Source organism: Streptomyces sp. NPDC051907, from assembly GCF_040681075.1.
In the GTDB taxonomy this organism is placed as follows: domain Bacteria; phylum Actinomycetota; class Actinomycetes; order Streptomycetales; family Streptomycetaceae; genus Streptomyces.
Genome location: NZ_JBFAYB010000087.1, coordinates 1 through 25609, shown reverse-complemented (window position 1 = coordinate 25609; position 25609 = coordinate 1). Strand labels below are relative to the sequence as shown.

Sequence of the window (25609 nt, the reverse complement as noted above, 5' to 3'; positions counted from 1 at the left end):
CCGACGGCAGTGTGAGCGATAGATGACGGTCAATCAGCGAGGCGAAGGTCGGCGACGACGCGGAAGCGCTCCAGAACCGCCGGCGTCGCATCGTTCACGGTGAACTCGGGGTCCTCCAACGCCTCGCGCATCTCCTCGCTGTGCCAGAACCGCTCATGGCTCGCCCGCCACTCGGCCACGCTGGCGTCCCCCTCCCCCTCGTCCACCACATGGGCGAGATCCACCTGACCCAGCGGGACGACACGCACGTCGGTCACCTCGATGACCGCGACCGGACGGCCGTCCGAGTCGATCACCGCCGAACGGCTCCCGACCTCCGGCAAGGGATCCCCCTCATGCTCGTAGTCGACGACGAGCCCCGTCGTGGAGGTCTTGGAGCCGTCGAGGATCGCCGCGACGAGCTGGTCGCGCAGAGGGCCGGGGAAGGCGAACTCCGCCCTGGGCATCGACGCGGGATCTACGGGCGAGGCGGGGTCGGTCGTCATGCTGGCACAGTAGCGACCCTCGACTCTACGGCGCGTCGGGTTTTCCCCGGCTGCCCGGCCCGCGAACACCCGCCGGTGCTCGACCTGGAGTCGGTGTCCCCGCTGCTTGGAGGACGAGCCTCCGCCCGCGCCAGCTCAGCGACCTGAGTCATCGTCGCCGCCCCGATCGAGGACGTGTTCGCCTGGCTCACCACGACCGCCAACTACACACGCTCGCCCCTGATTCTGCGCTGCCGCCTGACCCGCCAAGGCGAGACCGCGCCCTACGGCGTCGGCGCGATCCGCAGCCACCTCTGGCTAATCGGCTGGTTCCGGGAGCGCATCACCCGCTACGAGCCGCCGTACGCCACCGCACGAGCTCGGCCGCATGACCTTCACCGAGGTCGACGGCGGCACCCACGTGTGCTGGACCACCCACGCCGAGATCCCCGTCCCGTTGCTCGGCGCCTTCCTCACCCGGCGCCTCGCACGGCCGATCATCACCCGCACGTTCCACAACATCCTCGACACCGCCGACAGGGTGTTGGCCCAACGTCCCCCGTCCGAGGCGGGCATGACGACCGCGCACACGCGAGGGAACGGCGACGCCTCTCGCTGATTCCCCCAGCGCGAACGGCCGTGGCGGCCCGCGAACTTGGGGTGGCAGGATCAGCCCATGGCTGCTGATCCGTTGCTGGTCCGTGCCCGTGGTCTGTGGGAGACGCTGGCCGCTGCGCCGGTGTCGTTCGCGCCCTCCGGGGGTCTGACCGTGGTCGTTTCGCCGGAGTCGGCTCTGTGCCCACCGTCATGGGCCGGCATCGTGACGCTGGGCGACGCGGCGATCGCCACGGTGCCCACCGCGAGCGCCGCCCAGCTGTTCCGCCGCGTACTGGCTGAGGCGCCTGCCGGTTCGCTGACTCGTCCTGAAGCGGTCCGGGCCCTGCTGCCGGTGACCGACGTACTCGGTCCGGCCGCCTTGGCATACGTCTCCAGCGACGGTTTCCGGCCGGCTCCGGCCCACGACGCCGTCGAGCAACTGGCGCCCGGGCATCGCGGCCTTCAGGAGTTGGCGCGGTCGGTGGGGCCGGAGGATGCGGACGAGAGCGGTCTGGACGAGATCACGTCCTGCGCGTTCGTCGTACGCGAGGGAACGGAGGTGGTGGCCGCGGCGGGGTACGGCGTCTGGCCGGCCGCGACCGCCCATGTCTGCGTGCTGACCGCCCCGCGGCGGCGAGGCCGCGGACTGGCCCGGCAGACGGCTTCCGCAGCCGTGGCGCACGCACTCGCCGCAGGGCTGATGCCCCAGTGGCGGGCCCGCCCTCCGGCCTCCCGCCGGGTCGCACGGGCCCTCGGCTTCCGGGAGCTCGGGAGCCAGCTCAGCGTCCGCCTGGATCTGGACGAACTCAGCCGATAGCGAGGCGGTCCGCGATAGGGGCTGGGCTGCTGTATGCCCGGCACTGGTCGCGGTGGTCGCAGCGGTCCCTTGAGATACTCCTGCACCATGGACACGAGCGCGCGGGCGGACGGGATACGGCCGGGACGGACGGCTCCAGGGATCGAACCGACCCGTCCCCTGGAGTGGGCGTTGCGTCCTGCCGAGCCGGAGGACGTCGAGGCGATCGCGGAGCTGCGGGCCACGGTGATGCGCCCGGACCTGGAGCGGTTGGGACGCTTCGACGAGCATCGCGTCCGGCAGCGGCTGCGGGATTCCTTCTCTTCGGACCACACATCGGTCATCGTCGCCGACGGCGCCTTCGCGGGCTGCGTCACGGTGCGCCCGGCCGAGGACGGGCTCTGGCTGGAGCACTTCTATCTCGCTCCGGGCATTCAGAGCCGGGGCCTCGGATCGGCTGTCCTGCGAGCACTGCTGCGGCAGACCGACGCCGACGGCATGCTCGTCCGCCTCAACGTCCTACAGGGCAGCGCCGCCCAGCGACTGTACGAGCGCCACGGGTTCGCCCTGGAAGCTCAGGACCCGATCGACGTCTTCATGGTGCGACGACCGGGTGCGGGCGCCTTCAGCACGTGACGAGGGCGGGTGGCCTCCCGGCTGGACAGGCCCCTGATGAGGATCCGTGATCGGCCGTCCATTCCCGGCCTGTCTGCCCAGTGACGAGAGGGGCGCTCATGGTGGCGACCGAGAAGCCGTTTCTGATGTCCGTCGAGGACGTCTTCCGCCGGAGCCAGGGCCGGGTGGTCAGGGTGACGGGCCGCATCGAACGTGGTCGGGTCAGCAAGGACGACGAAGTCGAGCTGGTCGGCTTCGACGCCGACGCGATCGCCGTCGTCGCGGACATCGACGACGGTGGCCGGAGTGTCGGCGAGGCTCATTCCGGTATGAACGTGGGTCTCGTCCTGCAGGGTGTGCCAGCGGGCGCGATCGAGCGGGGCCACGTGCTCGCGGCGCCGGGCTGGGTCACCGCGCATCTCGGATTCGCAGCGGACATGGCCGTGTTGTCCGAGGAAGAGGGCGGTGCGCAAGTCCTCACCGGACAGCGTCTGTGCTTCTATGCCCGCGCCGCCGCCGTTTGGGGAGAGGTGGCTCTGCCTGACGGCTTCGAAGCGATCCAGCCTCTGGGGAAGGGCACGGTGACGGTCATGCTCGAACGGCCCGTAGCCCTCGAGGAAGGCCAGGTCTTGGCTTTCCGTCACCACGGCCGTGCCGCCGGTTACGGGACGGTCGTACGACTCCTGCGGTGATGCTCACGACCGCAGCCGCAGGCCGACGGGAGCGTCCACGGCCCCGAGCCCCTAGCCCCCGTCGGGCCGATCACCGGCTGTTCTCGCCTGGTGTCTACTGTGGTGCCGATCCATTGAGGCACGCACGCACTGCACAAGGAGCTAAGGAGCTTTGGTGAGGAAGATCCAGTGGGCCCGGGCCGTCGGCGCCGCGGTTGGCGCTGTCACGCTCGTCGCGGTGGCGACCGCGCCCGCGAGCGCCGCCGACACGACGCTGCGGCTGTCCCGCGGCGGCAACACCATCGGCACCATGACCCACCTCGACCCTGACCCGGACACCTTCCGTGTCTGTGACACGCGCGCGGACGGTCACGGGGTGACCGGCAAGCTGTATCTGTACTTCGCGGGGTGGCAGCTGAAGGAGACCCAGGAGGACGGCGGTGACTCGGGCTGCGACTACTTCGACTACAACGTCGTCCCGTACGGCGCCAAGTACTTGATGAAGCTGTGCTGGAACGGACCCGGTGAGGTGTGCGTCCAGAAGGAGTTCACCGAGGACTGACCGCTGGGCCGGCCGTCTTGATGTGAGGCCGAGTGGCGGTGTTCGCGCAACGGTCTGCCTGGCCGTTGCGCGAACGGCGGGCCAGGGCACGTCCGACGCGGCTGAGCCACGACGTCGGAACCGGCGTCAGTGTCGCCTCCGCACCACACGCGCGTTGTCGACGAACAGGCTCAACGCACCGTCGACCAGGCACCGCAGCCCAACGGACAGGCGGCTGATCTGGCCGTTCGCCGTGATCGTGTAGGCGGCGGCCACGTGGAAGAGGTCGTGGCCCGCAGGACACCTGACCGGGTCCGCCGGCGTGACAGACGCACCGCCCGAGCCCGCGGGGTGGGAGGCGTCGGACGGCGCGAGCGACCACAATGAGCACACCGAGGCATCGGAGTAGATACCTCCGTCCTGGATGCCGAGCGGCACGCAGCAGGTCTCGCAGAAGCACTCTCCCGCGGCGACCTCGAACTGGTCCCAACCGCACAGTCCGCACACGATGGGCACGTCCAACTTCTGACTGTCCCCCTCTGCGAGGTCAGTCCGGCTCAGCAGGGCTACCAGACCACCGTGCTCCGCCGACGCCTCGTCTCCCGGTCGGGTGCTCCACATATCTGCGTCTTCCACGACAGGAATCCTCGCATGGTCGGCGGACAGACCCCCTCCCGGCGGGCTGAGGCCTGCGCTCGTAGATCGACTTGATAGATTCGGCTCGCGCGCTCGATGCGCGACTACGCCTGCGGCAAAGGAGGTTGATGAATATGGACCGCCAGACGATTCATCAGCATGCCCTTGTCCGGGCCGCCCGACGACAGTGAGCGGCCCGGTCGTCTGAAACGACCAGGAGCGTCACATGTCTTCATCTTTCTCTCTGCCCGGTACGGATCTGATCACTGACCGCCTTCTCCTGCGGACGTGGCCTGCCGACGACATCGCCGCAGTTGTTCGGGACGGCCGTTCGCCGCACTGGGCGGACGACTTCCCCGCCGAGGGCGACCGGGTCATCGTCGGCTTCATCGTCGAGCAGTCGGACCCCGCGAGCGAGAGTGGCCACCGTCAGGTCGTCGAGCGGGACAGCGGGCTGGTGGTCGGCAGCATCAGCGTGCTCTGGCCGCCGAGCAGCGGCTCGCTGGAGATCGGGTACGGCATCGTCAGCTCGCGGCGTGGCCGAGGCTACGCCCCCGAGGCCGCCCGGGCCCTCGCTGAGGCCGCCCTGACCTGGCCTGGCGTCGACTCGGTGTACGCCGATGTGGAGCTGTCGAACCCGGCCTCGATCCGCGTACTCGAGAAGGCCGGGTTGCGGCGCTGGAGCGGCGACGCCACAACGGCCCGCTTCGGTACCACGGCGCCGGAGTCGCACGAGCAGTAGTCGTTGACGGCCGGCGGCGGCGTCCCGTCGCCGCCGGTCCGCCGCGATCCGGCTGTGGCTCCTACGGGCGCGGGACTCGTCGCTCCTAGCGGGCAGCGAGGCGGGCGAACTCCCACGGGTCATGCGCGCTGAAGACGGTGACCTCGTCCGCGTGGTCGCGGCGCAGGTCGCGCAGTCGGTCACGGGCCGCGACACGAGCCGCGACGTCGGTCTGTGCTCCTTGCTGGACCGGCTCGAGGAGCGGATGCGAAAGGGGCGGGGTGTGCTCGAGCTCGCCGTGGTACATGTACGCGTCGCCCGCGTGCAGCAGCCACCGCCCGTCGCCGTCGCGCACGGCGACGCCCGCGTGTCCGGCCGAGTGGCCGGGCAGCGGCACCAGCAGCAGCTCGCACGCCAGCCCCTGCGGCCGTGCCACGCCTGGGAAGCCGAACCACTCGGTGCGCTCCTCCAAGAGCGCGGGTGTCAGCAGCGGGTGGTGCGCCCGGTGTGCCGACATGAAGTGGTCGAGGGTGTGCCGGTGGTGTGCCGCCGCAGGGTCGGTGACGGCCCGGTACTCGTCGGGGTGCACATGCACTCGAGCGTGAGGGAAGTCAGGCAGCCCTCCGGTGTGGTCGCGATGCAGGTGGGTGAGCACGATGTGCCGCACGTCCTGTGGCGCGTACCCGAGGCGGACGATCTGGCGCAGCGCGCTCTCCTCGGGGTCCAGCGCGGGCTGTGCGTAGGCCACCCAGTCCGCGCCCAGCGACTGGTCCGGGTGCTGTGGGTCGGTGGCACCGAGGCCGGTGTCGACCAGGACCAGCCCGTCCGAGTCCGTCTCGATGAGCAGGCAGTGGCAGACAGCGGCCCGTTCGTGGTTCACGGCGCCTGCCGTGGGCTCTTCGCTGAGCGGTGGAATCTTGCGGAGAGAACCGCAGTTGAGGTGGTGGATACGCATATGGCCCCCTGGAGGCACGTCGGCGGGCTGATCGCTACGGACGTTAGAAGGGGCCTTCGTGACTCACCAAACGGTTGGACACGCACCCGTGGTCGACCAGGACGGCCCGCTCGCGGACTGTCCGGACAGCGCCCTCGTTCCGCCGAGCCACGAACCGCGCTGCCCCATCGACCTCACGCTCGCCACGATCGGCGGGCGTTGGACGCCGCTGGTGCTCAGGGAGTTCCTCCGCCGTGGTCAGGCCACATACTCCGAGCTGTCCGCTGCCCTGCCCGCCCTCTCGGACAAGGTCCTGTCGGACCGGCTGGCCCAGTTGACCCGTGCGGGCGTCATCGAGCGCCACCGCACCCCCGGCTGGCCGCCGCGCGTCCGCTACGTTCTGACCGGCCAGGGCCGGGCGCTGGAGCCGGTGGTGCGCAGTATGTGGGAGTGGGGCACGGCGCGACAGGACGCCCTGAGCTGATCGCCGGACCGTCGGGAAATTGGGTTGAGCGGGCGCCGGCGATCGGCTTGGGTGGGTGCTCGTGACTGCCTTGAACGATCTGGTGCGCCCTGACCGCTATCCCCGTTCGTCTCGCTACGACCCGGCGTGGCTGCTCGGGCTTGATATGGGCCCGAACCCGTTGTGGCTGCTGGAGGACCTCGCTGGGGACCTCGATCTGCGTCCGGGGATGCGGGTGCTCGACCTCGGATCCGGCAAGGGCGCGACGTCGGTGTTCCTGGCCCGGGAGTACGGCGTTCAGGTCGTGGCCGCGGACTGGTGGATCGGTGCGGGCGAGGCGGCGGCCGTCTTCGCCGAGGCGGGCGTCGGCGACCAGGTGGAGGCCGTGCAGACGGAGGCGCATGTCCTGCCGTTCGAGCAGGAGAGCTTCGACGCCGTCGTGAGCATCGACGCGTTCGAGTACTTCGGCACGTCGGACAGCTATCTGCCGTATCTGGCGCGGTTCCTGCGGCCGGGCGGGCAGCTGGGCATGGCGACGCCCGCGATGACCCGCGAGGTCCGCGATATGGGGGCGATCCCCTCCCACATCAAGGAGTTGGTCGGATGGGAGGCGATCGCCTGGCACACGGCCGAGTGGTGGCGCTTCCAGTGGGAGATCACCGAGTTGGTGACGGTCACCTCCGCACGGCTGCAGCCGGACGCCTGGCGGGACTGGCTGCTGTGGACCCAGGCGTGCGCCGAGTACCGGCCCGACGGCCGAGCAGCGAACCAGCCGGTGATCGACATGCTCACCGCAGACAAGGGCGAGTTCCTCAGCTTCGCTTTGGTGACCGCCCGCAAGGCGGCTTAGGGATCGCGCGGCCTGCGCGAGGCAGTTTGCGCGGACCGGACCGGCAGCACTCCCGATGAACTGAACGCCGTGATGGCGGAGGTGGGGTTGAACCCGGAGGGCGACGGGGATCCCGGCGTCGACCGGAAGGCGGCGGTCATCGCGCTGGCCGAGCGCCTTACGGGCGTCCAGTTGACCGAGGAGCTGCTGGCGCAGGCCGAGTACCAGGTGGCAGAGGTCGCCGAGGAGCCCGTCCCGCAGTGGGAGAGCGTCACCGTCGACATCGCCGATGCGCGCGGCGAGCGGACGTACGTCCAGGTACGGCGGGATCAGCTCTGACTCGGCTCGGCACATGAGGCCGCGTCGGCCGCGGGCGCCATAGGGGCGGGACTGCTCGCAGGCGTCGCCTGCGAGCAGCCGAGCCCTCGCTCCATGCCCGCGCCCAGAGCGTTCGCCAACTGGTCTACGGAGCGACCGCGAACGCCTCGATCTCCAGCAGCAGATCGGGCCGGAACAGCGCGGCGACCTGCACGGCGCTGCTGGCCGGCGGGCGGGAGGTGTCCACGAACTCGTCGCGTGCCTTGCGGATGGCGGGCAGATACCCGATGTCGGTGACGAAGTACGTGAGCTTGATGACCTCGTCGAAGCCGACGCCCGCCGCCGCGAGGCAGCGCCGCAGGTTCTCGAAGACCTGCCGGGCCTGCGCCTCGGGGTCCCCCTCCCCCACCAGTTTGCCGTCGCTGTCGAGGGCGATCTGCCCGGAGACGGCGACCAGCCTGCCGGCGCCGGTGACGACGTTGGTGTAGCCGTTGCCGGGGACGACGCCCTCGGGCTCGGGGATGTGGGTGATCTCTGCTTTCTCGCTCATGTCCGCCATCCTCATCTGTTTCCACCCATCGCACCAGCGCATGTCTCGCAGAGGAGCCATGCGTGGCCCGCATGAGTCCGTTCAAGGTCAACTACGCTGCTGGGCAAGGACGTCATCGCACTCCGCTCGTTCTCCGAGGTGTGCCGCCGGGGCTCGATCGCTCGACGGCGAACTCGACGTCGCCGAACTGGCCGACGAGACCTGGGTCGAGGACTACGCGGGCTCGGGGCTCTCTAGGCGCTCGCTCGGCGGTTCAGGCCTCGGTCTGCTCGTCGGTGCGCCGGTCCGGGCTCCCCGCGCTCCCCGCGCTCCGGTGCGGCGCCGGGCCCAAGAGGTGCTCGCCGGCAAGGTGGACGGCTTCGCGCTGGGTGTATCCAGGGTGGTCCGCGACCATGAAGTGGCGGCCGATCGCGAGCGTGTAGGCCAGGACGCTGCGCGCCTCGATCTCGTCGGGATCGTCGACGAATGTGCCGAACATCCTCCGCAGGAACTCCATGCGCTCGTTGTCGATACGCCGCAGGCGAGTCGCGACGGACTGGTCGTGGCGGGCCCAGGCCCGGACCGCCAGCTCGATCCGGTGGAACTCCGCTGAGAAGGTCAGCTGACCTGCGCGCCGGATCGTCTCGACGGCATCGCCGCCTTCGGCGCCGACCTGGGCGATGACCTCTGTGGTGCAGCGGCGTTCCCATTCGTCGAGCATCTCGTCGAGCAGCGCGGCACGGCCGTCGAAGTACCCGTAGAACCCGCCCTTCGTCACGCCGAGTTCGGCGGCGAGCGCCTCGACGCGGACCGCGTCGGGTCCTCCCTGGGCGAGGGCTTCAAGGCCCGCTTCTACCCAGCGGCCTCGTGGTGTGCGGGCAACGGCTGGAATCTGGCCACCTCCATTGATCACGTCTCGTTTATACGTTACCGTATAAACGAACTGTACGGTGCCGTACAAAAGAAAGGTCGATCCGTGACACGACTGGCCGAGACCACCTATACCGAGCGGCCGTGGCGTATCCACGAACTCACGAGCGACTTCGCCGTCGAGGACGTCTGGTCGTTCCGCACTCCCGGCGCCGGGCCCGACGACTTCCCGGAGATGCTCGCGGCGATGCGAGCCGCCGGCGGCCCCGCACGGCAGCCCAGGCCGGTGAGGTTCCTGTTCGCCGTTCGGTGGAAGCTCGGCGCAGCACTCGGCTGGGACAAGCCGTCAGCGGGCGTCGGGACACGGGTCGACTCGCTCCGCGACCGTCTGCCCAGCGATCTGCGCGAGGCTCCCCGCGGCCCGGACGACGCAGACATGCCCCTCAAAGCGGTCTACGAACTCGAGAAGGAGTCCGCTCGCGAGCTGGCGAACAAGACCGTGCACACCGTGATGCATCTCGGCTGGGTTCAAGGAGCGAACGGCGACTACGAACTGCGGATGGCCGTGCTCGTCAAACCCAACGGCCGGTTCGGGCGGCTCTATATGGCGGCCATCGCGCCTTTCCGGTACCTGATCGTCTACCCGGCCCTGACCCGGCAATGGGAACGAGCCTGGCGCGACCGCGGCCAGGCGGGGGCGCGGTAAAGGACCAGGTCTCCGCCGCCCCAATGAGGATTCAACTATCGCGGCGGTAGACGAGGGCGAAGTCGTGCTCCCACTCGCCGCCGTCGTGGCGGATCTCCCAGGCGCCGGCGATGGTGTTCCCGTCCTCGCTGAACGTCCCGATGAAACGCTGCCCGAAGTCCAGAGGCGTGAAGTCGGGCGACTCGCGCGTGAGCGTCCACACCCGGTCGACGAGGCTCATCGCATAGAGACGCGCCACACCGCGGGTGTCGTAGTAGTGCTGCGTGTACGCGCCGGTCGCCAGGTCCGCGCCGACGATCGACATACTGTCGGGCGCCTCGGGGATCGGAATCTCGGTGTGCTGCACCAGAAACTGCCGGTCCAAGGCCCATGCGAACCGGCTGCGCGCGATCGTGCCGGCATCGCTCGCGCTGGAGGGCGCCGGCTGATCCCCCGAAAACCGGGCCTCCACCACCCACTCGCCGACGAAGACGTCCAGGCGTGCCAGCGCCTCTGCTCTGTTCCCAGCCACGACGATCACTCCGATCTCCTGCGACGGCCTTCCGCCCTCCTACGGATAGGACCGCGGCAAACGGGCGAACTCATCGCTGCCCGCCAGGGGGGTCACGAGGTCGCCGTCGCCGTGTCGAATTCCGGTGGGCGGGTTCGACGTATCCCATGGAAGCCGGATGTTCCGGAGGATGCGCGTGGGAGAGGCGTGGTGGACATGTTGCTGGAGAACAAGGTAGCCGTGGTGTACGGAGCCGCAGGGGCGATCGGGTCGGCGGCCGCGCGGGCCTTCGCCCAGGAGGGCGCCCGGGTGTTCCTCGCCGGGCGCACTCAGGCCACGCTCGACGCGCTCGCCGGGGCGATCCGCTCGGATGGCGGCGAGGCGCAGGCCGTCGTCGTCGACGCACTGGACGAGCGGGCGGTGGACGCGTGCGTCGACGACGTCGTCGCCCAGGCCGGGCGGATCGACGTCTCGTTCAACGTCATCGGCTGCGGCGACGTCCAGCAGCCGCTGCGGGAGATCTCGGCGGACGACTTCCTGCGGCCCGTCACGACCGTGCTGCGCTCCCAGTTCCTGACCACCAGGGCCGCGGCCCGGCACATGGTCCCCCGCGGTACGGGCGTCATCCTGGCCTTCGGGGGAGGCGGGCCGCAGACGCTGCCCGGCCTGGGCGGCTTCAAGATCGCTCTCGACGCGCTCGAGGGGCTGCGCCGCCAGTGGGCGTGTGAACTGGGGCCGCACGGCATCCGCGTGGTCACCCTGAAGACGGGAGGCGTACCCGAGTCCATCCCCGCGCACTTCCCCGAACGCGATGAGATCGCCGCCGGGATCGAGCAGGCGACGCTGCTGAAGCGGGCCGCCACGCTGAGCGACGTCGGCGCGGTGGCCGCCTTCGTAGCCTCGGACCGGGCCCGCACCCTGACGTCGACCGATGTGAACATCTCCTGCGGCGCCATCGTCGACTAGTGAGTCGGAGGTGAATTCATGGCTGGCGTAAGTCGTCCGGTGTCGGTGATCGCACGGCTGGTGCGGGCCGATGAGGACACCGTTCGCTAGGTGGTCCACCGCTCAACAAGTCACCGACACCCGGTTCCCGCTGGCCGAAGCCAGCAGCTTCATCGCACGCCGGAACCGCCCGCGAATACGCCGCCTGCTCGCCCGCCGCGGTGTCACCTCCCAGCGGACCGAGACGTCGAGTTCGGCCCGCTCGGACAGATCCTCCAGTGACGCTCCGGCAACTGTCGGCGCCGGCTCACGGGTTGTCGTCGATCAGTCGATCAGGACCGTGTTCACGATGTGCGCTTTTACAGCGTTCCTGGTGCTCGCGGCGAGCCCGGCGTCGTTCGAGTACGCGCTCACCGTGATCCACAGGGGTCCCGATTGCGGTACGCAGACCACCGTGGCGATCACGTCGCCCTTTCCGCCGATCACTTGGTAGTCGCCGTCGTTGGCCAGATCCCAGAGCTCAAGGTTGTTGCGCCTCATCGCGTCCTCTGCGAAGCGCAGACCAGTCCCCAGCGACGCCGACTTCGTAAAAGTGCTCCAAGCCACTTGCATGTGAATCTCCCTTCGGGAAGGGCCGGGAGACAGCCCGTACGTCCGGTGTCGGGCCACCGGCGTCCAGCGGCCATGGGACTACCCATCTCTGCGCGTGGACCCCAGTGCGCCCCGCCCGGGAGTGCGGCGCCGTGCGGAGCATCCGGGTGCCTCTACCGGCCGGGCAGTCGCTGCGCCGCGCGTTCCATGCTGCGTGCCTGGCGGCGAGCCCGCCCGAACCTCAATTCTACCGCCGACCCGGCGACTTTCACCGGTCACAGCCCCAGCGACCCGTGGAGCGACTCAGCGCAGAATGCCGGCCTGGCGGGCCGCCCGCAGCCAGGAGGGGAACTCGGACAGGAGCCGGTCGTACAGTTCCGGGTCGGTGACCTTGTCGATGTCGTCGACGGCGAAGAAGCCGACGTTGTCGACCCGGCGGCCGGGGAGGGTGTCGAAGCGTTCCAGTACGCCGTACTGACTCCGCCCCAGGCCGATGAACTGCCAGAACACCGGCTCTTCGACAGCCGCACGCAGCTCTCGCTCGATCTCGTCGTTGCGGTACACGCCGCCGTCGGAGAAGAACAGGACCAGCGTCGGGTCGGGCACCGGATGGTCGCGTACGAAGGCCCGGACCTCGGCGATGACCTTCTGCTCCTCGTTCTGGATGCCGACCGCGCGCATGTCGACCTGCCCGGGGACGAGCCCCTTCGGGGGCTTCCTGCGGCCGAAGAGGCTGAGCTGTCCGACGCGCACATGCAGCCGCATCCACTCCGGCAGGTCACCGACGGCAAGGTCGGGCAGCCTGGCTGGATGGGAGGCGAACGTCCACGCCTGCATCTCGCCGTCGTCGTCGACCTGCGCTGCCACGGCCGCCATCCGCTCGGTGACGCCGGCGACCGTTCCCTTCGAGTAGAGGCTGCTCATCGATCCCGAGGCGTCGAGGACGAGGATGACGCGTGCGGTCAGCTTCGTGACGCCGTGTTTGCTCAGGCTGACCGCGACCTGCTGCTTACGCAGCGTCAGGCGCTTGCGCATGTCGACGGGCAGCTGCTCCTCGCCCTTGGTGAGCCGTACGGAGGGCTCGCCCGAGCCGGTCGGGAGCGGGGTGGCCGGAGCGGGCGGAGCAGGGGGCGGCGCGGTCCGGGCGGGGGCTGGAGCGGGCGCGGCTGTGGACGGCTTCTCGTCGACGCTGATGCCGAAGTCGGTCGCCAGTCCCGCGAGCCCGCTCGCATACCCCTGGCCGACGGCTCGGAACTTCCATCCGGCGCCGCGCCGGTACAGCTCGCCGCTCACGTACGCGGTCTCCGTTCCGGCCTCCATGTCGAAGCGGGCCAGTTCGGCGCCGGATGCGGAGTCGAAGAGGCGGAGATGGAGCCCAGGCACCTGCCCGAAGGCGCCGCCGTCCGCCGAAGCGCACAGCGCGACCCGCTCGATGTCCGGGCTCAGAGCGTCCAGGTCGACCTCCAGCGCGTCGGCTCCGGCCGACTTGCCAAGGTGGCGCACGGCGGCGGAGGCGTGGCGCGGCTGGTTGTAGAAGACGAAGTCGCCGTCGGACCGGACGCGCCCGCCGCTGGTCAGCAGCAGCGCGGACGCGTCCACATCCGGCACGCCCGGCCCGGCCGACCAGCCGAGCACAGCCCTGACGGTGGATGCCGCGACCGGCATGTTGGCGCCCTTGCTCAGTGTCGTCACAAGAGACAGTCTGCCTGCCGGCGGACAGGTTTGCGCCAAGACCGCACGATCGGGCCGTCGTCGACTGCGGGCTGCCGTATCCGGAGTTCGCGCTGAACGACCCGTCCAGGCGGAGGGCTTGCGCGCAGGCCACGAGGGTGGCGCATCCCCTGCGTGGGTGCGCCACCCTCTGCCCCAGCACCCCCAGGAGGTGCATGCCGCATCAGGGCGTCGTCTGGGGCTACTTCCAGACCTCGGCGACCCATTCGGGGTGGTCGATGAACGGGTTCCGGTTGTGCTGGAACTGGTCGAAGATGGTCTGGTTGCGCTTCTTCTCGAAGTCGTCCGGCGGGTCCTGCTTGCTCCACTCCTTCAGGACCGACAGGCGGCCGATGTGCGGGGCGGAGCCGTTGTCGACGTTGTCGTTGGGCTCGAGGTCCGCGAAGCCATCCTCGCCGTCGTAGCGGACGGCCATGTAGAAGATCATGCGCGCGACATCGCCCTTGACCGCGTCGCGAGGCTCGAAGGAGTCGTTGTCAGCCTTGTTTCCCGGGGCTTCTGCGACCTCGTCGCCGCCGGCGTCGAAGTCCATGTTGCCTCGGGTGCTGTTCACGGACACGTCTTCGGGGCGCAAGTGATGGATGTCCGTGCCGGGCCCGACGCTGGTGCCGAAGTCGCCGTGGGACTTGGCCCACACGTGCTCGCGGTTCCACTGGTCGTCTCCGCTGCCGTTGCCGTCCTTGCTCTGCGACCGGCCGGTGTAGAGGAGAACCACGTTCGCGGGGTTCTCGGGGTCCTCGTCAGTCGCCTTCAGGGCGTCCCAGACGTCGTCGTAGGAGAGCTTGGTCTGCTCGCTGACGATGGTGTGGAGCGCCTTCTTGAGCTCCGGGCCGGTCTTGCCCAGCGCGTCCTTGTAGTACGTGTCGTCGTACGCGCCTACCGCAGCGTTCGGCCGGGCGTGAGGGGGTGTGGCGGAACCCTGGGCGGCAGAACTCTGGGCGGCGGAGCTCTGGGTGGCAGAACTCTGGGTGGCGAGCGCGGCGGTGGGCACGGCGATGCCGGCAGCCGTCGCGGCGACGACGGCTATCCACCATGGTTTACGACGTGTCAGGCGATGGGTGGACATGGTGTGGGGGGTGTCCTCTCCCTGGACGGGCGTCCCTCACACGCAACGGCGAGTTCAGGACGCGAAGTGACAGGCTGTTCGAATCCTGGAGCCTTCCATGACCTGCCCCTCATTGAGTGCACACCGTGCGCCCATCGTGTGCCGACCCCGTGAACGAACGAGGCGTGCGGGACCGGCGGTTGGCCACTGGGGAAACACGAGGTCTCCGGTGTTCAGGTTCTCCCTTGGACGGTGAACCCTCTGCCGGAGACCTCGATTACTTCACGATCGCGACCGCCCGGCGGCCGCCTCGTCGCCGACGAGGGCCCGTCAGAGCGGGTTGAGGCGGGCCTTGAGCAGGCAGAACTCATTGCCCTCGGGGTCGACCAGGACATGCCACTGCTCTTCCCCGCTCTGACCGATGTCGGCGGGGCGCGCACCGAGCTTCAGGAGGCGTTCGAGCTCGGCGCCCTGATCGCGGTCGGTGGCGTTGACGTCGATGTGCAGCCGGGACTTCCCCTGCTCCGGCTCGTCCCGGTAACTGAGGATGATCGTCGGCTGCGGGCCGCCGAACCCTTCGCGGGGCCCGATCTCCAACGTGCCGTCGTCCTCGCGATCGAGCACCACGAAGTCCAGGACCTCGCACCAGAACCGCGCCAGCAACTCAGGGTCGCGGCAACCGAGTACGAGCTCACTGATACGACATGCCATGGACGCAACCTACTCTCAGCGGGGGGAACTGCCCGGGCGCCCGCGCGCAGATCCGCAGATCCCAGGGGCTCCCGGCAGTGGGGAGACTCTCGCGACCGTACCCGGCGAAGCGAGCAGTGGCGAGTGATTTCATGCCCTCGCCTGGCTGTTCCGCCAGGCGAGGGCGGTAGGCCGCGCAACGAATGTCGAGACACGCCCAAGCCGTGCGCGTCTGCCACCGCGCAACCCGGTGAGCTTCATGGGAGCCGTCGGTAGAACGACGCCACCGCGGGTTGTCCGGTGTAGTTGGCGCCGGCGAGAGGATCCGCACCGAGGTAGACGAAGGGCAGTTGGAGTCGCCGCGCCCCGCGAAGGGTCAGTCGGCGCCGACGTGAGTCGTATGCGAACCCGGCCGCACGCAGCGCCGCCAGTACGGTACGCCCGGCCGAGGCGCCGTCGGCCCAGCGGATCGAGTCGGGGTCGAGATGGGCGACCAGCAGCCCCTCGGGAGCGAGCCAGGAAGCCGCCCGGGCGAGGAGGCCGAGTCGGTCGCCGACGTAGTGGAGTCCGTGCACGCAGGTGATGAGGTCGTAGGAACGCGGTGCGGTCCAGTCGGCGACCGAACCAGTGATGAGTTCCACTCCGCGCCCGGGCGGCGACGAGAGCAGCGGCCCGACGAGGTCGATGCCGGTCAGTACGGCGGCGGCCGGCAGCCGACTGACCGCCTCCCTCAGCGCACGGCCCTCGCCGCTGCACAGGTCCAGCCACGACGGTGCGGCCGACTGCTCCGCAAGATGGGCGACGGGGTCGAACCCGAGCTCTCGGGCGTAGCTGTTGACACCCGTCAGGCCCCGTTCACGGTTCATCGTGTTGTTGGCGACGACGGCGGTGGTCTCCAACTCCTCGTCGGACAACAGCTGAGGCGTGGTCATCGAGTCGGGGCCCAGACGGCGGCGGTCATCAGGCAGTGGGCCTCTCGGCGCGATCGTCGGTGTGCAGGGTGGCGAAGAGACCTCCGGCGCGGGTGCCGTCCGGCAGGCTCCAGGCACCGGCGACGTGGCCGGTCGTCCCCTGCGGAGGGAGGGACTGGCCGTCCGGGGCGGGTTGCAGGGCCCGGTGCAGGCGGAGGGTCAGGCCGTCGGGTGCGGGCATCTCGGTGCCCTGCTCGTCGTCGGTGGCCTTGCCCGCGAGGTCCGTGGAGAGGGAGCCCTCGCCGGTGTAGGAGCGGGTGACGTCCTGGTCCGGGGTGTCACTGGTGTTCTGGTCCTGGGCCTTGACCCGGCCTTCGATCAGGGCCAGCAGCTGGGCGGCCACCACCGGGTCATGGCAGGCGTCGTAGGCCCAGCGCCGCCCCAGCACCCCGTGCTCCATGATGCCGACGAGTGCGTGCTCCGCTCCGGCGAGCGGGGCGCCCCGATAGGCGAGCGGCACCAGGTAGGCGATCGGGCGTGGGCCGGAGGCGTCGGTGACCACCATGAACTCGATCCCGACCTCGCCTTGCGGGTCGTCCAGCCGGAATCCGCCGGCCTTGGCCAACTGCGGTGCGTCCGCGCCGCCGCGGTACCAGGGGCGGGAGGGGAGCCAGGCTGAGAGCAGTTCCAGCTTGGTCGGCTTGAGCGAGGTGTGGTGGATGACAGCCATGCCGAGGGTTCTCTCCCGTCGAGTGGTTACGAGCCTTCACACCTTCTCATTCTGCGCGGCGGTGAGAGAGGGGTTCGCCGGCAGACGAGGCCGCGGGCCAGGTTCTCGTAGTGCCGCCACTGACATGACCGGCGGCCGAGGCACGAAGGACTGCTGTCGGTGTAACTGGGGCTCCGGATCGCTACAGAGTGCGCCGGTAGCGGACTTCGGACACGGATACGCCGTCATAGTCATCGTCCTGGACCGCGCCGTCTGCGACATAGCCGGCTCGCTCGTAGAAGCGACGGGCCCTCGTGTTGTCCTGGAGCACCCACAGCAGCAGCGACTCATAGCCATGGGCGAGAGCGTCAGCGTGCACGGCTTCGAGGAGCGCGCGACCGATTCCAGACCCTATGAGTGAGGGCTGGACGTACAGGGCGTAGACCTCACCCGTAGTCGTCGTTTCGCCGCCGCGAGAGGGCCCGAGGCACGCCCAGCCCACGACCCGTTCATGGGCGTCGACCGCTACCAGTTGGGCTGTGCCCTCCTGCGACTGGTCGAAGTGCCCTCGACGCTGCTCGGTATCGGCTTCGACCGTCATGCCGTCGAGGTAGGACTGGGGCACCATCCCGGCATACGCGGCCTTCCAGCCGGTCACTCGTACCGCGGACACCGCCGGAACATCGGCTTCCCTCATCGCTCGTACAGTCGCCATCTGGGCACCGTAGGGGACCCGTCCTCACGACCGCACGGGGATTACGGTCGTGCAGCCACCGTGTCCAGAGCCCTGCGGGCAGCCACGTGATCGTTGGTCGCGGGCGGTTGATAGGTTCACTCGTCATGAGTCCGACCGCTTACGAGACACGCCTTCGGATGCGCGCCCAGAGGAGCGAGTCGTGGGGTTTCCTGCTGCTGGGGATCAGCGCCGCGCTGTGGCTGTGGTTCGCCGTCCTGCTGCTCCTGCCGTACGACGCGAACGGCACCAGCTGTGAGCCGCGGCTGTTCACGGACGGCCCCACGGCCAACGGCCGCGCGTCCTTCCGCAACCCGTGTTCCGCCGAGCGGGACTGGCCCCAGATGCTGGGCGTACTCGGCCTGTCCGTCCCTTTGTCCGTCGCGGGGGCGATCCTTCACACCAGCGGCCGCATCGGCATGCAGCTGAGCACGCTGAGCACGCACGCCGCAGACGCCGCCCGGCGCACGGAGAGCACCGGCAGCGATACGCCATAGCGTAGGTTCTGCGGATGCATGAATGCGCGGAGGCCCTGGACCTGTCAGACGTGGTGCGCGACGCGTTGGGAGCAGGGCGGCGGATCGTCGGGACGGACCGGTTGCGCGGGGGCACCACGAAGGGTGTGTACCGGGTACGGCTCGGCGGGACAGGGCCGGCGAGCGTGATCGTCTACAGATGGGCGCAGGAGGAGAGCTTCTGGCCCGGCGGCGTCGAGGACGATGCGGCCGACCCGTTCGCGCCCGCCTCCGGGCTGGCGCCGTTCCTCGCCGCGCAACGCGCCCTGGACGGGCTCGGGGTGCGTGTGCCGCGCGTGCTGTGGGCAGACGGCGGCGGGAAGCGGGGCGAGGGGGACGTCGCCGTGGTGGAGGACGTCACCGGCGGCACGCTGGAGTCACTGCTCGAAACCGACCCCGCTCGCGGCGCCGCGGCCCTGGACGACGTGGCGCGGGCGCTCGACCTGATGCACCGCCACCGCGCCCCCCCGCTACGGCAGAGTGGATCTGCTGGAGGGCGGCGGCGCCGCCCTGGGGAGCACATGCGAGCAGCTGGTTCTCGACCGGGCCCTGCGCGACCTCGAGGAGACGGCGGGCCGCGACGCCAGGATCGGAACGGCCCGTGACCGGCTCCACGACCGTCTGCACGAGCTGCGGGCACCGGTGGCCCCGCGTGCCGAGTACGGACTGATCCACGGGGAGCTCGGCCCCGACCATGTCCTGGTCGACGCCGACGGGCGCGCGGTCCTCATCGACATCGAGCAGACGATGCACTTCGACGTCGAATGGGAGCACGTCTTCCTACGCCTCCGCTTCGGCGACCGCTACGCGGCCCTGGCCCAGTCCGGCCTCGACCCGCAGCGCCTCGACCTCTACCTGCTGGCCATGCGGCTCTCCCTGGTCGCCGGCCCACTCCGCCTCCTCGACGGCGACTTCCCCGACCGGGACTTCGCGCAAGGAATCGCCGAGCACAACCTTCAGCAGGCGCTGGCCCTGCTTCCGTAGCCGCCGGCTCAGCCTCCGGGGAGCAGCCGCGACTCTGCCTGGGGCAGCTTGCTCCACCAGTGGTCGTAGCGGCGGTACACCTTCGGCTCGCGGTCGGCGAGGAACGCGGTCAACCGCCGTGCCTCGGCGGCGAGTTCCTCCCAGACCTCGTCCGGCAGGCCGTGGAAGGCCGTCGCCTCGATTCCGCCGTCGGCCGGGCGCCATACGCCGGCTACGTACCCGTCGACCAGCAGGGTCGGCAGTACGTCGCCGTTTCTGCGGATGACGAGCGTGCGGTAGTCGGGCGGGATGACGCGGCTGCGGTCGGAGTAGGCGAGCAGGACGCTGTCCCACATGGCCATCAGCCGGGGCGGCGCCGGGGTGTCCTCGTCCGGAGTCGGCGCGTCTGGGGAGTCGAACAGCTCCTCGCCGTTCGGCCCTTCCCGTCGCTCGATGTCGCCGTCGCCGGCGAGGGTCTGCAGCGCCGTCCTGGCCCTGGCGCGCTGGACGAGCGTGAACTGGGCGACGTCCGCCGCCGACGCCGGGCCGAACCCCTTGAGGTAGCGCAGGACCAGCGTCCGCAGGGACGCGGCGGAGGCCTCCGGGTCCGCCAGGGTGGGTATGGTCCGGGGCGCGACGTACGAGGGGTGGTGGCCGAACGACCATGGGGGCGTGGTGGGCGCGTGGAGCAGCGGTGTGAACTGCCGCAGACCCCACCACGCTCCGGGCTTCGCCGGTGCGCCCAGCCGCTGCTCGAGCCAGGCCTCGTAGTCGGCGGTCGTCCGGGGCCGGTCGGAGAAGGCGAGGAGTTCCGGAACCAGTTCGTCGGCGTCCTCGGCTGTCAGCCCCGACGCGGTGAAGCGGTCGTTGAGCCTGGCGGCGCGCAGCGAAGGCTGCACGGCCTCGCGGAAGGCCCGGAAGTCGTCGCCGTGGACGGCGTGCAGGGTGATCCGCATCAGAGTCGACTTGACGACTGTGTGGTCGGCGAAGGCGGCGTCGAGGTCGGCCGGGTCGAAGTCGACGAGCCGGTTCCACAGGGCGAGGTAGGGCGAGGCAGCCTGCTGCGCCTGGAGCGCGACCACGCGCCGTACACCGTCGGCGACGCCGAGCGGCTCCCTGCGCAGCAGCAACTGCCGAGCGAGTGTGGAGCGGTTGAGCTGCCGTGCGGTGATTCTCATGCTGTGACCGTCTCGTCCCCGTGTCTTGGACTCGGCGACGACGACGTTCGCAGAGCGCTGACTCACTCTGCACCCTAACCCGTGCGCCGGGGCCTGTCGGGGGTGTTCGTCGTGTTCGCCGTCCGCTTGCGCAGGGGCTCAACCGCGGTGCCGGGTCAGCGGAACAGGTCGATGTTCTCGCTCACCCAGTCGTCGTAGGTACGTGGTCGGCGGCCGATGATGTCCTGTACGGAGGGCCGCTGGTCGAGCGTCCACTGGAGGAGTTCGGCGAATCGGGCCCCGTACTCCTCCAGGGCGTACAGCGTCACGTCGATCGCGCCGTCGGGCCAGCCGCGGCGCTGCCAGATCGCCCGGCTCTCCTGCGGCGTCAGGTCCACCGTGTCGATGTCGCGGCCGAGAGCGGCGGCGATGCTCCGTATCCGTGAACGTGTGCTCAACGGCGGGCCCACCGCCTCGACGACCGACCCGGCGTAGCCATCCCCCACCAAGGCCGCGGCGGCGACGGCGGCGAGGTCGTCTTCATGGATGAAGGGGTAATGGCCCTGGTCGAGGAAGGCCTCCCGGACTACCGCGTCCGCGCGGACGGTGTCACGCCAGTCCGACCCCGTCGCCGGATACGTGCCCTCCACGACCGCGCCCATCACAGCCGATGGGCGGATGTGCGTCCAGGAGAGGCCCGAGCGCTCCACCGCCTTCTCGATCGCCAGCCAGAACCAGGTCTCGGGCGGATTCGCCGCTTCGTACTCCGGCCCGTGGGAGGACAGGACGACGACCCTCCTGGCGGCGGCGTCCCGCGCCAGCGTCAGGGCGTCGTCGACTGTCGACGGATGGGCGCCGGCGAGGAACACGGCCTCGACGCCGTCGAAGGCTCGGGCGCACTCCAGCGGCCGGGTGATGGAGCCCTCGACGACGTCGACCGTGTCAGGCCAGCCGTCGCACTGGTCCGGCTCGGCGATCACCCGTACACGGCGGCCGGCGGCGCGCAGCTGCCGTGCGAGGCGCCGGCCGACGATGCCGGTCGGACTGTTTCCCTCGTCCTTGCGCGGGCTGACAGCCGTCAGCAGGTATACGCGGTCACGTTCCGGCGACATCTCATCCCGATGGAACTCGTCCACAGCAAGACCTTTCAACGCGTGAGCGGAGATCTTGCACCTGGTCCGGCGTCGGACGGCCTCTGCCGTTCCCGTGGACGCAGAACCAAGGCTGCGGATCGAGATGCGGGAGCCTACCAGAGGTATGCGGCCTTGCCGAGGCGGTGTGCGCGCCGCGATGCTGGGCGGGTGCCAGGACAGAGGAAGCGCAAGCAGCAGCGGGAGCGGCGCCAGCGGGCTGGTGCCGGCTTCACGCCTGAGGCGGGACGCTGGGAGGTGCTCTTCGAGACTCAGGACGGGCGGGAGTTGCACGCCGAGGTTCGGCGTCTGCGCGCCGATGACAGGCAGCTCGACTGGACGTCCGTCCGCGTGGACACGTTCTGCGGACGGCTGTCACAGCCGACGACGTATCGGTTGAGCTTGTTCGTGCCGCATGCCGCGCCCGCCGTCGACGAATCCCCTGACGGCCAGATCGCGCGGCGGGCGGAGACGAGCTGACGGATACGGCGTGGGAGCGGGCTCACCCACCGTCAGACGCCCTGGACGACGTCCCCCAGGCACCCTGAATGAACTCCCCCGCCGGACCGAGGCAGCCGACCAGCCGGCGCCCCCAGCACACCGCGCCGTAACGCGCCAGTTCACGTCGTGCCCGACGGGCCTCAGGGCCGCATCCGAGGCGTCACAGGCCTCAACGGGCAGCGAATGGCCCAGTCGAGGGAATCGGTCTACGATTTTTGTGGGTTTTGTCCTCTTCTGGTTGGAGTCAGCCCATGACGCACTCGTGCAGGCGCTTGCGCAGGGGGGTCGTGACCGCCGTCGCGGCGGGGATGCTGATGGTGCCGATGACGGGTGGAACCGCATTCGGCGCGCCGGCGTCCGTGCCCGCCGGCGCTACCGCCGTCGGACCGCTCGGACCGACCGATCCCGCGTCCCCTTCTCCGGGCGTGTTCACGGAACTCACCCCCGATGTGGTGAACCAGATCGAGCAGTCCGTGCAGCAGGTCATGCGGGAGGCGAACGTCCCCGGGGTGACCGTGGGGATCTGGACACCCGACAAAGGGCGGTACATAGAGTCGTTCGGGGTCGCCGACAAGAGCACCGGCGAGGAGATGTCGCCGGATCTGTTCCTGCGGATCGGCAGCGAGAGCAAGACGTTCACCGTGACGTCGCTGTTGGAGCTGGTCGACCAGAACAAGGTGGGTCTGGACGATCCGATCGGCAAGTACATCGACGGGGTGCCCAACGGAGACGAGATCACCCTGCGCCAGCTCGCCGGGATGCGCAGCGGGCTCTTCAACTACTCCGAGGACGATGGCTTCTTCAAGGCGCTGACGTCGGATCCGGAGCGGTCGTTCACTCCCCAGCAGCTGCTCGACTACTCCTTCAAGCATCCGGTGCTCTTCCAGCCGGGCGAGAAGTTCTACTACTGCAACACCAATCTCGTCCTGCTCGGCCTGGTCGTCGAGAAGATGAGCGGCCAGTCGCTCGGCGCGTTCATCAAGGACAACGTCACCGAGCCGGCCGGCATGAACGACACTCTCTTCCCGGTCGGCGCGGAGTTCCCGACCCCGCATCCGCAGGGGTACACCAACCAGACGGCGACCGGCGAGGTCGAGATCTCGACCAACTGGAACCCCTCCTGGGGCTGGGCGGCCGGATCGATGATCTCCACGCTCGAGGATCTGCACGCATGGGCGCGCACGGTGGCCACGGGCGTCTTCCCCAACGGCGACACCATGATCACGCCCGCCACGCAGAAGCAGCGGCTCACCACGCTCCCGACGGGGATCCCGGGCGCCGCGTACGGACTCGGCATCTTCAACGTCCAGGGCTGGATCGGGCACAACGGATCGCTGCCGGGCTACGAGACCCTGACCATCTATCTGCCTGCCGCGCAGGCGACCATCGTCGTGATGCTGAACACCGACATCAACCACGACGGCACGGAGCCCAGCACGCTCTTCGGCCAGGCGGTCACCAAGATCGTCACACCGGGGAACGTCTTCAACCTGCCTGCGGCGCCCGCGGCGAGGTGAGGACGGCACACGGCTCCCCGGCCTCCCGCGCCGATCCTGGCGCGGGAGGCCAGACCGTTGGCCGGTCTCGCGGTCGCGGCACGGGAAATCAGTTCGCCCCGACCTCGCCGGGGACGCGACACTCCCACCATGACCACCCACTTCACCGTACGCCCCGCCCGGCCCGCCGACGCGCGGGTGCTGGCCGAACTGCGCTGGGCGTTCAAGCAAGAGGATCATGACGGGCCGTCACAGACCCCCGGCCGGACATGGGAAGCGGCCGAGACCTGGATCCGCGACCGGTTGGCAGACGGCCGCTGGCTGGCATGGGTCGCGGAGACCGCCGACGGGATCTGCGGCATGTCTTCCTCTGCCCGGTGGAGAGGGTGCCGGAGCCTTACGGCGACAACAACCCGATCGGCTACGTGACCAACTTCTTCGTCACGCCCTCGCACCGGAACCAGGGGGCTGGCTCAGCGCTTCTCGAGGCGCTGAAAGAGCACGCGCGCAGCGCCGGGCTCGAAGGGCTGATCGTCTGGCCGTCCGAGCGCAGCGATCCCCTGTACCGGCGATCCGGTTTCCAACCGTCACAAGAGCTGTTGGAGCTGCCGCTCGACGCCAGCTGAGGACGCCCGGCGGCAACGCGCGCACCCCCGACGATCGCCACATGTCGATGTGCACAGCGACCTCCAGGAGCACGGGACGGCGACCGCCTCGCGGCCGTGCGCGGCGCCGCCCTCCCGGTACCCGGGGCCAGGTGTGCCCGCACCGGACGCCGCGCCCTCTGTGCGAGGGGCGCGGCGTCCGTACCGGCCGGAATCGCCGCAGGGCAGCGTCCCGGCCGGTGTCGCCCGTGCCTACTGAGCGTCGGGGCCGGAGTCCGGCCCGAGGTAGATCTCCACCCCGTCGGACCGCCAGGCCCTGGAGTGTCCGGCGGTCGGCGCGTGCACCACGAAGTCGCCGTTCTCCATGGACACCATCCCGTCCTCGCCGGGTCCGTACCACTGGACGGTGATCGTCTCTCCGGGCGAGAGAGCGTATTCCTCCGCCGTAGGCTCGAACACGACCGTCATATCGCGGTCAGCGTTCAACAGGAACTTCATCATTCTCCGATGTTCTCGATGATGTACTCGAACAACTTGGCACGGTGCTGAGCACTCGGGTTGACCTTCTCCGGGTTGTTCGGGTGACGGGCCACCGCCTTGTTGTGGATGTGCTCGTAGAAGATCTTCCACAGCACGGCGTCCTGCCGGGTGAAGCCTGCCTTCTTCAGCTTGGCCACGTGGTCGGCCGTCCGAAGATCCAGAGCGGCGCCCTTGCTGTTGCCTCCCCAGGCCCAGATGCCGAACTCGTTCCGGGTGCCGAACTTGATCGTCAGCTTCTCCCAGGTGGCGTCGAGAGTCGCATTGTCGGGAATCGCGCAGTCGTCCCCGGGCGTGCTGCTGGGCCGCGCGGCCCCGGAACCGCTTCCGGACGCGAGGGCAGCGGACCGCACGGCGCCCTGTCCGGACGGCAGCGAGGCGCGGGACGCGGACTTGGGCTTGGGCTTGCCGCCCGTGAGGCACGACGGGAGCTTCTTGTACGCGTCCTCGATGACCTTCTCGGCCTTGGTGACGAGCTTCTTCGCCTTGGCCGACTTGTCGAGGAACTCGCCGATCCCCCAGATCACCTTGCCGATCTTCGGGAGCTTGCTGACCAGCTTGACGGCCTTGGCCCACGGCAGGTTCTGGACGATCGCCCAGAGGCACGTCGGGATGTCCGGGTCGTCGATGCACTTCTTGATGTCCTCGGCGGCGAACTCCACAAGAAGCTCGGCGCCGTTCTCCAGCAGGTAGTCGAGCAGGTTCTGCTCCGCGAGAGCGCGCGCGGCCTCGTACTCCTCGACGCTGATGCCCGCCTCGGCGAGCGCCTTGCGCTCCAGGTCGCCCAGTTCGAGCCGCGCCCCTTCGTCGATCTCCTTCTCCCGCGCCGCTTCCTCGCGGGCCTTGCGCTCCTGTTCGCGCTGGTACTCCTCGGCGCGCTTGGCTGCCTCGTCGGCCTCCTTGGCGTAAGTACCGGCGTTCTTCGCCGCCGTCTCCGCCGATGTGGCGTGCTCCTCGGCGGACTTCGCGAGCTTGGCGGCGTCGGCGGCGTCCTTCTCCGCCTGCTGCGCCGCGCCCTGCGCGGTCGCGGCCTCCTTCTCGGCGAGGGTGGCGGCGCTGTCAGCGGCCGCGGCCTGGTTCTCCGCGTCCGTCGCGGCGGTACGGGCCCGCTGCGCCTCGGCCTCGGCCTGGGTGGCGGCCGTACGGGCGGCGGCCGCGTCGGCGAAGGCC

At 69.7% G+C, this 25609-nt stretch carries 33 protein-coding genes and 1 pseudogene; 17 read left to right on the top strand and 17 right to left on the bottom strand.

Features of this window, described 5'->3' with window-relative positions; genetic code table 11:
* Positions 1 to 29: 29 nt before the first annotated feature.
* Positions 30 to 485, bottom strand: a complete 456-nt coding sequence (locus tag AB0M39_RS32430) for an ASCH domain-containing protein (protein WP_365370078.1) — start codon at positions 483 to 485, stop codon at positions 30 to 32.
* 367 nt (positions 486 to 852) lie between these two features.
* Here AB0M39_RS32430 and AB0M39_RS32425 point away from each other — a divergent pair, with 367 nt between their 5' ends.
* The 5 genes from AB0M39_RS32425 to AB0M39_RS32405 all read left to right on the top strand — a co-directional run bounded on the left by AB0M39_RS32425 (position 853) and on the right by AB0M39_RS32405 (position 3705).
* On the top strand, positions 853 to 1083 hold the full coding sequence (locus tag AB0M39_RS32425) for a hypothetical protein (protein WP_365370076.1): 231 nt from the start codon (positions 853 to 855) through the stop codon (positions 1081 to 1083).
* 57 nt (positions 1084 to 1140) lie between these two features.
* Entirely contained in the window at positions 1141 to 1878 is a 738-nt protein-coding gene (locus tag AB0M39_RS32420; RefSeq protein ID WP_365370074.1) for a GNAT family N-acetyltransferase, read from the top strand.
* Between the two features lie 228 nt (positions 1879 to 2106).
* The gene (locus AB0M39_RS32415) at positions 2107 to 2493 is read left to right on the top strand and encodes a GNAT family N-acetyltransferase (RefSeq protein WP_365370104.1); all 387 of its coding nucleotides are present in this window, start codon (positions 2107 to 2109) and stop codon (positions 2491 to 2493) included.
* A 98-nt stretch (positions 2494 to 2591) separates the two neighbouring features.
* The gene (locus tag AB0M39_RS32410; RefSeq protein ID WP_365370072.1) at positions 2592 to 3164 is read left to right on the top strand and encodes a hypothetical protein; all 573 of its coding nucleotides are present in this window, start codon (positions 2592 to 2594) and stop codon (positions 3162 to 3164) included.
* Positions 3165 to 3318: 154 nt separating this feature from the next.
* A complete protein-coding gene (locus AB0M39_RS32405; protein WP_365370070.1) occupies positions 3319 to 3705 on the top strand; it encodes a hypothetical protein in 387 nt (128 codons plus the stop codon).
* Positions 3706 to 3831: 126 nt separating this feature from the next.
* Here AB0M39_RS32405 and AB0M39_RS32400 read toward each other — a convergent pair whose 3' ends face one another.
* Positions 3832 to 4206, bottom strand: a complete 375-nt coding sequence (locus AB0M39_RS32400) for a hypothetical protein (protein ID WP_365370068.1) — start codon at positions 4204 to 4206, stop codon at positions 3832 to 3834.
* A gap of 340 nt (positions 4207 to 4546) precedes the next feature.
* Here AB0M39_RS32400 and AB0M39_RS32395 point away from each other — a divergent pair, with 340 nt between their 5' ends.
* Positions 4547 to 5062 carry a GNAT family N-acetyltransferase gene (locus AB0M39_RS32395; RefSeq protein WP_365370066.1) on the top strand — a complete coding sequence of 172 codons (516 nt, stop codon included), beginning with the start codon at positions 4547 to 4549 and terminating at the stop codon, positions 5060 to 5062.
* An 85-nt stretch (positions 5063 to 5147) separates the two neighbouring features.
* Here AB0M39_RS32395 and AB0M39_RS32390 read toward each other — a convergent pair whose 3' ends face one another.
* Complete coding sequence (locus AB0M39_RS32390) at positions 5148 to 5996, bottom strand: MBL fold metallo-hydrolase (RefSeq protein ID WP_365370064.1); 849 nt, start codon at positions 5994 to 5996, stop codon at positions 5148 to 5150.
* A gap of 58 nt (positions 5997 to 6054) precedes the next feature.
* On the opposite strand from AB0M39_RS32390, the gene AB0M39_RS32385 reads away from it, so the two are divergent.
* From AB0M39_RS32385 to AB0M39_RS32375, 3 genes are all read left to right on the top strand, one after another.
* Positions 6055 to 6459 (top strand): helix-turn-helix domain-containing protein, encoded by a 405-nt coding sequence (locus AB0M39_RS32385; protein ID WP_365370062.1) that lies wholly within the window; start codon positions 6055 to 6057, stop codon positions 6457 to 6459.
* 61 nt (positions 6460 to 6520) lie between these two features.
* Positions 6521 to 7288, top strand: a complete 768-nt coding sequence (locus tag AB0M39_RS32380) for a methyltransferase domain-containing protein (RefSeq protein ID WP_365370060.1) — start codon at positions 6521 to 6523, stop codon at positions 7286 to 7288.
* A gap of 12 nt (positions 7289 to 7300) precedes the next feature.
* Entirely contained in the window at positions 7301 to 7606 is a 306-nt protein-coding gene (locus tag AB0M39_RS32375; protein WP_365370102.1) for a DUF6461 domain-containing protein, read from the top strand.
* A 124-nt stretch (positions 7607 to 7730) separates the two neighbouring features.
* Here AB0M39_RS32375 and AB0M39_RS32370 read toward each other — a convergent pair whose 3' ends face one another.
* A complete protein-coding gene (locus AB0M39_RS32370; RefSeq protein ID WP_365370058.1) occupies positions 7731 to 8135 on the bottom strand; it encodes a RidA family protein in 405 nt (134 codons plus the stop codon).
* A 253-nt stretch (positions 8136 to 8388) separates the two neighbouring features.
* Positions 8389 to 9027 carry a TetR/AcrR family transcriptional regulator gene (locus AB0M39_RS32365; protein WP_365370056.1) on the bottom strand — a complete coding sequence of 213 codons (639 nt, stop codon included), beginning with the start codon at positions 9025 to 9027 and terminating at the stop codon, positions 8389 to 8391.
* A 63-nt stretch (positions 9028 to 9090) separates the two neighbouring features.
* On the opposite strand from AB0M39_RS32365, the gene AB0M39_RS32360 reads away from it, so the two are divergent.
* Positions 9091 to 9690: a DUF2867 domain-containing protein gene (locus AB0M39_RS32360; protein ID WP_365370054.1), complete on the top strand. Its 600-nt coding sequence runs from the start codon at positions 9091 to 9093 to the stop codon at positions 9688 to 9690.
* A 31-nt stretch (positions 9691 to 9721) separates the two neighbouring features.
* Here AB0M39_RS32360 and AB0M39_RS32355 read toward each other — a convergent pair whose 3' ends face one another.
* A complete protein-coding gene (locus AB0M39_RS32355; RefSeq protein WP_365370052.1) occupies positions 9722 to 10201 on the bottom strand; it encodes a hypothetical protein in 480 nt (159 codons plus the stop codon).
* A 195-nt stretch (positions 10202 to 10396) separates the two neighbouring features.
* Between AB0M39_RS32355 and AB0M39_RS32350 the strand changes: the two genes are divergently transcribed.
* A complete protein-coding gene (locus AB0M39_RS32350) occupies positions 10397 to 11146 on the top strand; it encodes an SDR family oxidoreductase (protein ID WP_365370100.1) in 750 nt (249 codons plus the stop codon).
* Positions 11147 to 11449: 303 nt separating this feature from the next.
* On the opposite strand, the gene AB0M39_RS32345 is transcribed toward AB0M39_RS32350, so the two are convergent.
* From AB0M39_RS32345 to AB0M39_RS32315, 7 genes are all read right to left on the bottom strand, one after another.
* A complete protein-coding gene (locus tag AB0M39_RS32345) occupies positions 11450 to 11665 on the bottom strand; it encodes a hypothetical protein (RefSeq protein WP_365370050.1) in 216 nt (71 codons plus the stop codon).
* Positions 11666 to 12019: 354 nt separating this feature from the next.
* Positions 12020 to 13408: a VWA domain-containing protein gene (locus AB0M39_RS32340; protein ID WP_365370048.1), complete on the bottom strand. Its 1389-nt coding sequence runs from the start codon at positions 13406 to 13408 to the stop codon at positions 12020 to 12022.
* A 220-nt stretch (positions 13409 to 13628) separates the two neighbouring features.
* Entirely contained in the window at positions 13629 to 14513 is an 885-nt protein-coding gene (locus AB0M39_RS32335; protein ID WP_365370046.1) for an endonuclease, read from the bottom strand.
* A 309-nt stretch (positions 14514 to 14822) separates the two neighbouring features.
* A complete protein-coding gene (locus AB0M39_RS32330) occupies positions 14823 to 15203 on the bottom strand; it encodes a VOC family protein (RefSeq protein ID WP_365370043.1) in 381 nt (126 codons plus the stop codon).
* A gap of 236 nt (positions 15204 to 15439) precedes the next feature.
* Positions 15440 to 16114 (bottom strand): class I SAM-dependent methyltransferase, encoded by a 675-nt coding sequence (locus AB0M39_RS32325; protein ID WP_365370041.1) that lies wholly within the window; start codon positions 16112 to 16114, stop codon positions 15440 to 15442.
* A 28-nt stretch (positions 16115 to 16142) separates the two neighbouring features.
* Complete coding sequence (locus AB0M39_RS32320) at positions 16143 to 16823, bottom strand: 1,4-alpha-glucan branching protein (RefSeq protein ID WP_365370039.1); 681 nt, start codon at positions 16821 to 16823, stop codon at positions 16143 to 16145.
* Positions 16824 to 17004: 181 nt separating this feature from the next.
* On the bottom strand, positions 17005 to 17517 hold the full coding sequence (locus tag AB0M39_RS32315) for a GNAT family N-acetyltransferase (protein WP_365370037.1): 513 nt from the start codon (positions 17515 to 17517) through the stop codon (positions 17005 to 17007).
* A 125-nt stretch (positions 17518 to 17642) separates the two neighbouring features.
* On the opposite strand from AB0M39_RS32315, the gene AB0M39_RS32310 reads away from it, so the two are divergent.
* Genes AB0M39_RS32310 through AB0M39_RS32300 form a run of 3 tightly spaced genes read left to right on the top strand, consistent with a single transcriptional unit; the run spans position 17643 to position 19034 of the window.
* The gene (locus tag AB0M39_RS32310) at positions 17643 to 18032 is read left to right on the top strand and encodes a hypothetical protein (RefSeq protein ID WP_365370035.1); all 390 of its coding nucleotides are present in this window, start codon (positions 17643 to 17645) and stop codon (positions 18030 to 18032) included.
* Positions 18033 to 18046: 14 nt separating this feature from the next.
* Entirely contained in the window at positions 18047 to 18655 is a 609-nt protein-coding gene (locus tag AB0M39_RS32305) for a phosphotransferase (protein WP_365370033.1), read from the top strand.
* A gap of 37 nt (positions 18656 to 18692) precedes the next feature.
* Entirely contained in the window at positions 18693 to 19034 is a 342-nt protein-coding gene (locus AB0M39_RS32300; protein WP_365370031.1) for a hypothetical protein, read from the top strand.
* A gap of 8 nt (positions 19035 to 19042) precedes the next feature.
* Here the strand turns inward: AB0M39_RS32300 and AB0M39_RS32295 are convergent, their stop codons facing one another.
* Together AB0M39_RS32295 and AB0M39_RS32290 are read right to left on the bottom strand one after the other, a co-directional pair.
* A complete protein-coding gene (locus AB0M39_RS32295; protein ID WP_365370029.1) occupies positions 19043 to 20191 on the bottom strand; it encodes a winged helix DNA-binding domain-containing protein in 1149 nt (382 codons plus the stop codon).
* A 155-nt stretch (positions 20192 to 20346) separates the two neighbouring features.
* A complete protein-coding gene (locus AB0M39_RS32290) occupies positions 20347 to 21282 on the bottom strand; it encodes an NAD(P)H-binding protein (protein WP_365370027.1) in 936 nt (311 codons plus the stop codon).
* 189 nt (positions 21283 to 21471) lie between these two features.
* On the opposite strand from AB0M39_RS32290, the gene AB0M39_RS32285 reads away from it, so the two are divergent.
* The 3 genes from AB0M39_RS32285 to AB0M39_RS32275 all read left to right on the top strand — a co-directional run bounded on the left by AB0M39_RS32285 (position 21472) and on the right by AB0M39_RS32275 (position 23923).
* On the top strand, positions 21472 to 21780 hold the full coding sequence (locus AB0M39_RS32285; RefSeq protein WP_365370025.1) for a hypothetical protein: 309 nt from the start codon (positions 21472 to 21474) through the stop codon (positions 21778 to 21780).
* A gap of 272 nt (positions 21781 to 22052) precedes the next feature.
* Positions 22053 to 23318: a serine hydrolase domain-containing protein gene (locus AB0M39_RS32280; protein ID WP_365370023.1), complete on the top strand. Its 1266-nt coding sequence runs from the start codon at positions 22053 to 22055 to the stop codon at positions 23316 to 23318.
* Positions 23319 to 23683: 365 nt separating this feature from the next.
* Entirely contained in the window at positions 23684 to 23923 is a 240-nt protein-coding gene (locus tag AB0M39_RS32275) for a GNAT family N-acetyltransferase (RefSeq protein WP_365370021.1), read from the top strand.
* Positions 23924 to 24154: 231 nt separating this feature from the next.
* Here the strand turns inward: AB0M39_RS32275 and AB0M39_RS32270 are convergent, their stop codons facing one another.
* Both AB0M39_RS32270 and AB0M39_RS32265 read right to left on the bottom strand, forming a co-directional pair.
* Positions 24155 to 24403, bottom strand: a complete 249-nt coding sequence (locus AB0M39_RS32270; protein ID WP_365370019.1) for a hypothetical protein — start codon at positions 24401 to 24403, stop codon at positions 24155 to 24157.
* Positions 24400 to 25609, bottom strand: a pseudogene (locus AB0M39_RS32265) (hypothetical protein); the annotation flags it as partial. The gene AB0M39_RS32270 and the pseudogene AB0M39_RS32265, both read right to left, overlap by 4 nt.